This window comes from Rhizomicrobium sp. (assembly GCF_056722145.1).
Genome location: NZ_JBWZET010000044.1, coordinates 1 through 9211, shown reverse-complemented (window position 1 = coordinate 9211; position 9211 = coordinate 1). Strand labels below are relative to the sequence as shown.

Here is a 9211-nt window from a genome sequence, read left to right as displayed (position 1 = left end):
ACATCAGCACGGCACCCTGCCAGGAGCGGAAGCGGGTCGCGCTATACTGAAGCTGCGCCAGCTGCTGGGTGTCGGGAAGCCAGCGATGGCCAAGCTCCTGGGCGCGGGTGTCGACTTCCTGCAGCCGCAGGTTGGCGAACAATCCAAGCGCCAGCGTCGCCACCAGCACAAAGGCAAAGGCGCCGATGACCTTGGACGACACCGAAAAATCGTTGAGCCGTGTCATGATTGGGCAGGTCCTCGTTGGCGTTCGCCAGCATCAAGCCAGAACTGTTATAAATTTATTACGTTGCGCCACTTACGATCGTCATCACTCCCCGAAATGGGTTAGAATTCCGTGCGCGCGTAGGGCGCTTCCGCATTGGCGACCGCGTTTCAACTCTTGCGCGCAGACACGACGCACCAAGCGCCACGCTCAATGTCTCTGATGCCGTCTCCATCCCACTCTCTGTATCTACGCGTTGCGCTTTAAATTCGGTGTCGATGGCGGTGCTGGGCGCTGGCGGCGCCGTTCAGAATTCCGACCACTCTTCGGCGGTCGCGGCCTGGCGAGCGGGGACGGCGGCGGCGGTCCGGCGCGGGGCTGCGGGGGGGTGCAGCTGGGTGCTTTGCGCTGTGGTCCGGGACTGTGCGGAGCCCTGGAGGACCGCCGCCGCCGATCTGGTTTCGACCTGGAAGAAGGAAACCAATTCCTTCAGGAGGTCGGTCTCGTTCGCGAGATTGCGCGAGGCCGCAGTGGACTGTTCGACCATGGCGGCGTTCTGCTGCGTCACCTGATCCATCTGCCCGACCGCAGCGTTGACCTGCTGGATGCCGCTCGACTGCTGTTCTGCGGCGCCCGCCATTTCGCTGACGAGACTGGAAATATGCTGCACCTGATCGACGATGCGCTTCAGCGCGCTGCCGGATTCGCCCACCAGCTTGACGCCGCCGGCAACATGCTCGCCCGAGGTGTTGATCAGGGTCTTGATCTTCTTGGCGGCCTCGCCGGAACGCCCCGCCAGCGCCCGCACTTCGGACGCAACGACGGCAAAGCCCTTGCCGGCCTCGCCCGCGCGCGCCGCTTCGACGCCGGCATTGAGCGCCAGCAAATTGGTCTGGAACGCGATCTCGTCGATCACGCCGATGATGTCGGTGATCTCGCGCGAGGACTGGGCGATGGCATCCATCGCCCTGGTGGCGCTTTCCACCACCTGGCCGCCCTGCTTTGCCGCCGCCGTGGCGGTGGTGATGGCGCTGTCGACTTCGCGGGTGTTGGAGGCGGTCTTCTTCATCGTCGCCGCGATTTCTTCCAGCGCCGCCGCGGTTTCCTCGAGGCTGGCGGCCTGCTGCTCGGTGCGGCGCGACAGATCGTCGGCGGCGTTGGAGATTTCACCGGCACCGGTGGCGATCTGGCCCGACGAGGCGAAGATCTTCTGCACCATGTCGCTGAGCGTGGTGATGGTGGCGTTGAAATCGCTCTTGAGCTTGAGGAACGGGCCGGTGAGGTCGGCGCTGATGCGATGGGTGAGGTCGCCCTTCGACAGCCGTTCGAGCCCGGCGCCGACGCTCGACACGATCAGTTCTGTCTGCTCGGCCTTGGCGCGCTCGGCGGCGGCGAGCTGGTTCTTGAATGCGGTCATCGCGCCGGCGAGCTGGCCGATTTCATCGCGGCGCTCGGCGTGCGGCACTTCGGTCGTAAGATGGCCGGCGGCGAGTTCGCCCATGGCGCCGGTGATTTCCACCAGCGGGCGGGAGACGCAGCGGGTCAACAGCCAGGTCGCAATCGCGCACATCACCAGCGTCAATCCGATGGCGACGTAGATCCAGATCTGCGCGGTGTCGAAGGTCGCCTGGCTGAGGTCGGCCGCCGCGACGCCGCCTTTGGTGTTGAGCGCGATGTCGTCGTTCACCGCCGTGTTGAGAATTTCGAACTGGTCGCGCATCGGACCGATGAAATAGTCCGCCGCCTGCTGACGTTGCCCGCTGCGCGCCAGCGCGATGGCGTGCTCGTACTGCGGCCGATAGGTGGCGAACGCCTCTTGAATGCGCGTCGCGACGGCTTTTTCCTCGTCGCTGCTCACCAGCGGCAGGTAGTGCGCCATCACCTTGTCGATGTTGGCGTAATACATGGCGACGCGGCCGATCTGCTTGTCCTGCTTGGGGCCGGGATCGAACATCAGCGTGGTGGCCTGCGCCGAGCGCAGCCGCGTGACCGAATAGTTCAGTTCGCCGAGGATGCGCGTCGAGGGCAGCCAGTTGTTGCGGATGTCGGCGGCATTGGAATTGACCGACGACAGCTCGCGCACCGCAAACAGTCCGAGCGCGGCGGCGGCGATAAGCACAACAGCCATCACGAGAGCGACTTTCGCCCGCACCGAATAGTTGCCGCAATAGTCGGACATCGCCGGTCCCCGCCTTCCGTTTCGGGGATCAGTTGGCGCTTACAACATTGATCAAGCGTATACCCGGAGCGGTGCGCCGGGCCGCTCGCGATCGTCCGTACACGCAAGATATTGAAAAAGCGCCGATTTCGCGAAGCTAGGTAGTTGTCCGCATAAGTGTTCGTACGGACCGCCGCGCGTGCCGCTGCCGGCCCTTGTTTAAGGGAAAAGCCGCACGGTTTGCCACGGCGCCTCGATGGTGTCGCGGCGATAGACCAGCCGGTCGTGCAGGCGGAACGGACGGTCGCGCCAGAACTCGATCTCCAGCGGCGCCACGCGATAGCCCGACCAGTGCGGCGGACGCGGCACTTTGGTGAGACCGTACTTCAGCGCGTACTTGGCGATTTCCTTTTCGAACACCCAGCGCCCTTCCATCGGCCGGCTCTGCGCCGAGGCCCAGGCGCCGATCTGGCTGTCCTTGGCGCGGCTGGAAAAATACGCGTCGGCCTCTTCGTTCGAGACGACGCTGACCGGTCCGCGCACCCGCACCTGCTTGCGCACCGTCTTCCAATGGAAGTTCAGCGCCGCGTGCGGATTGACGCCGAGCTCGCGGCCCTTGGCACTTTCGAAATTGGTGTAGAAGACGAAACCGCGCGGATCGACGGCCTTCAACAGCACCATGCGCAGGTTGGGATGGCCGTCGGCGTCCGCCGTCGCCACCGCCATGGCATTGGCCTCGTTGGGCTCGGTCTTTTCCGCGTCCTTCATCCAGGCCGTAAACATTTCAAAGGGATCGCGTACTGGCGCAATCCCGCCGTCATCCAAAGGTCCACCGATTTCGCTCATGGCGACCTCGTAGCACCTTCATTTTGCCGACGCAAAGCGCCGGACATCACGGAATCTGACGGAAAACTGCTTCACTCCAGGGCGCCGGCGCACTACTTTGGCGGCATGCGGGCGTCATTTTTCCTCGTGGTGGTGTTTGCGGTCCTGATCGGGGGCTGTGCCAGCCCCAGTCACGACGAAATCCAGTCCACCTTCGATGCCGGGCTCAAGGCCTACGACGCCGGCGACTTCAAGACCGCCTACAAGACCTGGGGCAGGATCGACGAATACGACCTCGCCGCACTGCGCAACGTCGCGCTGATGCTGCGCAAGGGCCAGGGAGTCGACAAGGACCCCAAAGCGGCGCTGCGCAAGATGCTGCAGGCGGCCGATGTCGGGCTGGTCACCGCTGAGGCCGATGCCGGCGAGATGATCCTCAACGGCGAAGGCTGCCCGCCCGATCCGGCCGGCGCCGTCCCGTGGCTGGCGCGCGCCGCGCACGAGGGCCACCCGATCGCCGCCCTGGAACTGGCCAAAATCCTCGATCAGGGCAAGGCAGTGCCGCAGGACCTCAAGCAAGCGCATCAGCTTTACGAAATTGCCGCCGCCGCCGGCCTGCCCGAAGCGATCCAGCGGCTGAAGGAACTCGACGCTGCGGCACCGCCCACTGCCAGCCCCTTGCCGCCGACCACCCCCGGCCATTAACAGGACTTGAAACCGATCCCTATATAATAGGCAGTCCTCCCGACTCGGGGACTTCCGGAGATAGAATGCGCGACCCTTATGACGTGCTCGGCGTGTCCAAGACCGCCAGCGAAGCCGAAATCAAGAAAGCGTTTCGGACGCTCGCCAAGAAGTATCATCCCGATACCAAAAGCGGCGACAAGAAGCGCTTTCAGGAGGTCAGCGCCGCCTACGATATCGTCGGCGACAAGGAAAAGCGCGCCAAGTTCGACGGCGGCCAGATCGACGCGCAAGGCAATCCGAAAGGCTTCGATCCGCGCCAGCACGGCGGCTTCGAGCAGGGCTTTCCTTTCGGCCAGGGCGGGGGCCAAGGCGGCCCCGGCGGCGGTCCCGGCGATTTCCACTTCACCTGGGCCGGCCGCGGCGACAAGCCGGGCGGCGGTGGCGAGGGCTTCCGGCCCGAAGACCTGTTCGCCGACCTGTTCGGCGCCGGAGGCGGACGCGGTCGCCGCGCCCAGCCGCAGCATGGCCAGGATTTCGAGGTCCAGACCACGGTCAGTTTCGAAGAGGCGGCCAACGGCGGCACCCGCCGGGTGGTGCTGCCGAACGGCGAGCAGATCGACGTCCACATCCCGACCGGCCTGAAAGACGGCCAGCTCATCCGGCTCAGGGGCCGGGGCGGCGCCGGTCGCAATGGCGGTCCGCCGGGCGATGTCTTGATCCATGTCACGGTCGCGCCCCACCCCTATTTCACCCGCGACGGCCGCGACCTCAAGATCGACCTGCCAGTGACGCTGAAAGAGGCGGTGCTCGGCGGCAAGGTGCCGGTACGCACCCTCTCGGGCACGGTCACCCTGTCGATTCCGCCCGGCTCGAACTCGGGCAAGGTGCTGCGGCTCAAGGCCAAAGGCATTCCCGGTGCCGGCCAGGAACGCACCGGCGATCTCTACGTCCGCCTGATCGTCACCCTGCCCGACGGCACCGACCCCGACCTCAAAGCCTTCGCCGAACACTGGCGGAACGATTACGATCCGAGGAAGTAGCGGTATTCAGCGGACATCTTACATTCCAACTGTACCTGTTGTAAATTCCAACACCTGTAACACATTGATATTATTTGATTTATCGCGTCAATCAAACGTCGTTGCGGCTCAATTCGAAAGTCAGCCGGCCAGGATCGCACCGGCGACCTGAAAGCCTTCGCCGAACACTGGCGGCGCAACGACGATTCGAGGACGCAGTTCCGCTTCAGTGCCGCCGCCCGGCCCGGCGGTCGGACAGGATCAGGGCAAAGCCGATGGCACCGAGCAGCAGCGCGATCGAAGACAGGCCGATGGCATAGCGATAGGCGGCGACGACGCGCGTTTCGGCTTCGTGCTGCTGGGTAGCGAGGCGGCGGGTCTCGTCGTCGCGCATGTCGCTGAGCAGCGCCTCGATCGGGCGACGCTTCACCTTCTTGGAGTAGTCGACCATCTCGGCGACGACGCGGTCGCGGTTGGTCGGCACCATTTGCGCCATGGCACGGAAATAGGCGCGATGGGAAGCGAGCAGCGTCTTCAGCTTCGTCACATCGCGCAACTCATCGGGATCGTCGCGCACCAGCTTGTCGAAGGTGGCGATGCGGGTGTCGATGGTGTCCTCGGACATCTTTTGCCAGACGAGATAATCCGGATCGCCGCTGAGTGCATATCCGCGCACCGTCATTTCGATGCGCAGGATATCCGAATTCATCATCGCCATTTCGAGCAGCGCCTGATTGGTCGTCTGCACCTGGGCATAAGCGGAGCGCAGCGCCGAGACATTGGCGCCGAGCAGCGTCATCGCCGAGACGAACAGCACCAGTGAGGCCGCCAGCGCCGGCACGCCGAGCTCGCGCAGCAGTCCCCGTTCGAGAAAATCCCAGAACCGTATCCGCTTGCCGGCAGCCATAGGCGCATCCCCGACCGACATCCGCGCAATCCGTGAACGCAGATTGCAGCCGCCACTGTGGCCCCGGTTCGATTAAGGTTTGATTAGCCTCAGCGCTTCTGCGGCCCCAACTGGGCGGCCCAGACCCCGACCCCGCCGAGCAGGAACGCCGTCAGGATGATGCCGACTGCCAGGAAGAAGGCGCGGCCGAGCTGATTGGTGATCTCGCGCTGGCGGATGCCGAGGTCTTTCAATTCCGCCTCGCGCAGGTTTTCAAGGGCCAGCCGGGTCAGGCGCATGTTCTCGCGCACCGCCGGATCGAGGATGGCGTGGCCGACGACCGCGACATGGTCCGGGCGATCCACCGCCAGCTGGTTGAACAGCTCGGTGTGGTGCCGCACATTCTGGTCGATGGCTTGGAACTCGGCCGCGCGATAGCCCTCGGCCCCGGCGAGGCGGTCGAGAGCGGCGAGCGCGCGACTGGCGCGCATCCGTTCGCCCTCGTGATAGGTGAGAAAGCGCGTGTCGCCGGTCAGGGCGTAGCCGCGCACCGTCATCTCCTCGCTGAGGACGGCAGCTTCGAGCTTCGAGAGATGGTTCAGCACCTGCTGTGCGTGGTCGATCCAGGTGAGGTTGCCGCGCAGGGCCGATATGTTGGCGCCGAGCAACAGCGTTGCCGACACCAGCAGCACAACCGCGCCGAACATGATGGGCAGGCCAAGCTCGCGCAAATACTGATGCTTTGCCGCCGCGCCCGCGTCAGTTGCCGTCACGCTAACCACGATACGTCCCCGCAAGTCCGCCGCGATCCTGCCCCGGCAAACCTTAAGTTACCCTTAGCCATTGATTTAATTTATCTTTTTCGGATGCCCTGAGGGGGCAACGCGGCGCGGTCGGGTTAACGATCGCCATCTTGCTTTCCGCCGCCGTTTCGGGGCAAGTGGGATCAAGAGCTTAGAGTCGGATTCATGTGGAGGATAAAATGTCTGTTGACGGCCTGATGAAGGGCAAGCGCGGCCTGATCATGGGTGTCGCCAACCAGCATTCGATTGCTTGGGGCATCGCCCAATCGCTGCATGAGGCAGGCGCAGAGCTGGCCTTCACCTACCAGGGCGACGTTTTCAAGAAACGCGTCGTGCCGCTGGTCGAGCCGCTGAGCCCGGCGGCGCTGATCGATTGCGACGTGACCAAGCCGGAGTCGCTCGACGCCGCCTTCGCCGAACTCGCCGAGGTGTGGGACAATCTCGATTTTGTCGTCCACGCCATCGCGTTTTCCGACAAGGACCAGCTCAAGGGCCGCTACGTCGACACCACCGCCGACAATTTCGCCCTGACGATGAACATCTCGTGCTTCTCCTTCACCGCGGTCGCCCAGCGCGCCGAGAAGATGATGACGAACGGCGGCAGCCTCGTCACGCTCAGCTATTACGGCGCCGAAAAGGTGATGCCGCACTACAACGTCATGGGCGTGGCCAAGGCGGCGCTGGAAGCGAGCGTGCGCTACATGGCCGAAGACCTCGGCAAGAAGGCGATCCGCGTCAATTCGATTTCGGCCGGTCCGATCAAGACGCTGGCGGCTTCGGGCGTGGGCGATTTCCGCTACATCCTGAAGTGGAACGAGAACAACACCCCCTTGCGCCGCACGGTGACGACCAAGGAAGTCGGCGACACCGCGATGTTCCTGTGCTCCGACCTCGGCAAGGCGATCACCGGCGAAAACATCCACGTCGATGCCGGCTATCACGTCGTCGGCATGAAGAATCCGGACGCACCCGACATCACCGTCGCCAAGCCCGGAGAGTGATCGTCAAGGAGTGGCCATGTCGTTCAACACCTTCGGCCATCTGTTCCGGGTCACGACGTTCGGCGAAAGCCACGGACCGGCGCTGGGCTGTGTGGTGGACGGCTGTCCGCCCGGCATTGTCCTGACCGAAGCCGAGATCCAAACCGATCTTGACCGCCGCCGTCCCGGACAATCCAAATTCGTCACCCAGCGCCAGGAGCCGGACGCGGTGAAGATTCTCTCAGGGGTCTTCCAGGACGAGCGGATGGCCGCGCCGCTCACCACCGGCACGCCGATCGCACTGCTGATCGAGAATGTCGATCAGCGCTCCAAGGACTACGCCGATATCCGCGACAAGTTCCGGCCCGGTCACGCCGACTACACCTACTTCGCCAAATACGGCGTGCGCGACTACAAAGGCTCTGGCCGCGCCAGCGCCCGTGAGACCGCCGCCCGTGTCGCTGCCGGTGCCGTGGCGCGCAAAGTCCTCGCCCATCTTTATGGTGCGGTGAAAATCCGCGCCGCCCTCGTCCAGGTTGGCACCGAGAAAATCGATCGCGCCCGCTTCGATTGGGCCGAGACGGCGCGAAATCCCTTCTTCTGCCCGGATGCCGGAGTGGTGGACGCCTGGACCAGCTATCTCGAAGGCGTGCGCAAGGCAGGCTCATCGGTCGGCGCCATCGTCGAAGTGGTGGCCGAAGGCATTCCCGCCGGATTGGGTGCGCCAATCTATGGCAAGCTCGATGCCGACCTCGCTTCTGCCTTGATGAGCATCAACGCTGTCAAAGGCGTCGAGATCGGTGAAGGTTTCGCCGCCGCGGCGCTGACCGGCGAAGACAATGCCGATGAGATGCGGGCGGGACCCGTATTCCTCTCCAACCATGCCGGCGGCATTTTGGGCGGCATTTCCACCGGCCAGCCGGTGGTGGCGCGCTTTGCTGTCAAGCCGACCTCCTCCATTTTGACGCCGAAGCAGACGATCGATGTCAGCGGCGCCGAAACTGAAGTCTTCACCAAAGGCCGTCACGATCCTTGCGTCGGCATCCGCGCGGTGCCGATCGGCGAAGCGATGATGGCGATCACGCTGGCCGACCACGCCCTGAGACATCGGGGCCAGATCGGATAACGTTTGTCGGGGGGCCGATGAGCACGTTCGATTTTCTTTCGGTGCTGTTTTCCGTCGTTATCGGCCTCGCCCTCACCGAGGTGCTGCAGGATTTCCGCGACCTGATCCACGCCCGTCATCGCGTCAAATTTTACTGGCCGGCGATGGCCTGGGGCGCGCTGATGATCCTGATCGTGGCGCAGGCCTGGTGGGGCATGTTCGCCATGCGCGATCTCGCCCATTGGAATTTTGCGATGTACGGCGCGGTGGTGTTGCAGATCACCTTGATGTACCTCGCCGCCGGCGTGGTGCTGCCCGATGTGCCGGAACAAGGTCCGTTCGACATGCGCGCCGCCTATTACGGCAACAGCCGCTGGTTCTTCGGCATGCTGGCGGCGACGGTGCTAGCGACCTTCCTCAAGGATTTCGTGCTGGTCGGTCACATGACGACGTCGGCCAATGCGATTTTCCTGGGGGTATACTTCTTCTTTTCGCTGATCGCCGCCTACACCACCAAACACTGGTTTCACGCCTTTCTGGTAC

Annotated in this window: 9 protein-coding genes and 1 pseudogene; 5 read left to right on the top strand and 5 right to left on the bottom strand. The window is 63.9% G+C overall.

Annotation, left to right across the window (positions count from 1 at the left end; genetic code table 11):
* From AC1P6P_RS02730 to pdxH, 3 genes and pseudogenes are all read right to left on the bottom strand, one after another.
* Window positions 1-226 (bottom strand): annotated as a pseudogene (locus tag AC1P6P_RS02730) (hypothetical protein); the annotation flags it as partial.
* Between the two features lie 286 nt (window positions 227-512).
* Window positions 513-2384, bottom strand: a complete 1872-nt coding sequence (locus AC1P6P_RS02725) for a methyl-accepting chemotaxis protein (RefSeq protein ID WP_481400899.1) — start codon at window positions 2382-2384, stop codon at window positions 513-515.
* Between the two features lie 198 nt (window positions 2385-2582).
* The gene (gene pdxH / locus AC1P6P_RS02720) at window positions 2583-3209 is read right to left on the bottom strand and encodes a pyridoxamine 5'-phosphate oxidase (RefSeq protein ID WP_481400898.1); all 627 of its coding nucleotides are present in this window, start codon (window positions 3207-3209) and stop codon (window positions 2583-2585) included.
* Window positions 3210-3314: 105 nt separating this feature from the next.
* Here pdxH and AC1P6P_RS02715 point away from each other — a divergent pair, with 105 nt between their 5' ends.
* Window positions 3315-3893: a tetratricopeptide repeat protein gene (locus AC1P6P_RS02715; protein ID WP_481400897.1), complete on the top strand. Its 579-nt coding sequence runs from the start codon at window positions 3315-3317 to the stop codon at window positions 3891-3893.
* Window positions 3894-3958: 65 nt separating this feature from the next.
* Complete coding sequence (locus tag AC1P6P_RS02710) at window positions 3959-4915, top strand: DnaJ C-terminal domain-containing protein (RefSeq protein ID WP_481400896.1); 957 nt, start codon at window positions 3959-3961, stop codon at window positions 4913-4915.
* A 205-nt stretch (window positions 4916-5120) separates the two neighbouring features.
* Here AC1P6P_RS02710 and AC1P6P_RS02705 read toward each other — a convergent pair whose 3' ends face one another.
* Both AC1P6P_RS02705 and AC1P6P_RS02700 read right to left on the bottom strand, forming a co-directional pair.
* Window positions 5121-5801 (bottom strand): CHASE3 domain-containing protein, encoded by a 681-nt coding sequence (locus tag AC1P6P_RS02705; RefSeq protein WP_481400895.1) that lies wholly within the window; start codon window positions 5799-5801, stop codon window positions 5121-5123.
* Window positions 5802-5890: 89 nt separating this feature from the next.
* The gene (locus tag AC1P6P_RS02700) at window positions 5891-6553 is read right to left on the bottom strand and encodes a CHASE3 domain-containing protein (protein ID WP_481400894.1); all 663 of its coding nucleotides are present in this window, start codon (window positions 6551-6553) and stop codon (window positions 5891-5893) included.
* 209 nt (window positions 6554-6762) lie between these two features.
* Between AC1P6P_RS02700 and fabI the strand changes: the two genes are divergently transcribed.
* The 3 genes from fabI to AC1P6P_RS02685 all read left to right on the top strand — a co-directional run.
* A complete protein-coding gene (fabI, locus tag AC1P6P_RS02695) occupies window positions 6763-7584 on the top strand; it encodes an enoyl-ACP reductase FabI (protein ID WP_481400893.1) in 822 nt (273 codons plus the stop codon).
* A gap of 16 nt (window positions 7585-7600) precedes the next feature.
* Window positions 7601-8689 carry a chorismate synthase gene (gene aroC, locus AC1P6P_RS02690; protein ID WP_481400892.1) on the top strand — a complete coding sequence of 363 codons (1089 nt, stop codon included), beginning with the start codon at window positions 7601-7603 and terminating at the stop codon, window positions 8687-8689.
* Window positions 8690-8706: 17 nt separating this feature from the next.
* Window positions 8707-9211: hypothetical protein (locus AC1P6P_RS02685; protein ID WP_481400891.1), on the top strand; the 505-nt coding region annotated here is incomplete at its 3' end.

What these genes read in the sequence shown, in the direction of transcription:
- AC1P6P_RS02725 (WP_481400899.1), bottom strand. Translation starts at nt 2,384, where the DNA reads ATGTCCGACTATTGCGGCAACTATTCGGTGCGGGCGAAAGTCGCTCTC.
- pdxH (WP_481400898.1), bottom strand. Translation starts at nt 3,209, where the DNA reads ATGAGCGAAATCGGTGGACCTTTGGATGACGGCGGGATTGCGCCAGTA.
- AC1P6P_RS02715 (WP_481400897.1), top strand. Translation starts at nt 3,315, where the DNA reads ATGCGGGCGTCATTTTTCCTCGTGGTGGTGTTTGCGGTCCTGATCGGG.
- AC1P6P_RS02710 (WP_481400896.1), top strand. Translation starts at nt 3,959, where the DNA reads ATGCGCGACCCTTATGACGTGCTCGGCGTGTCCAAGACCGCCAGCGAA.
- AC1P6P_RS02705 (WP_481400895.1), bottom strand. Translation starts at nt 5,801, where the DNA reads ATGGCTGCCGGCAAGCGGATACGGTTCTGGGATTTTCTCGAACGGGGA.
- fabI (WP_481400893.1), top strand. Translation starts at nt 6,763, where the DNA reads ATGTCTGTTGACGGCCTGATGAAGGGCAAGCGCGGCCTGATCATGGGT.
- aroC (WP_481400892.1), top strand. Translation starts at nt 7,601, where the DNA reads ATGTCGTTCAACACCTTCGGCCATCTGTTCCGGGTCACGACGTTCGGC.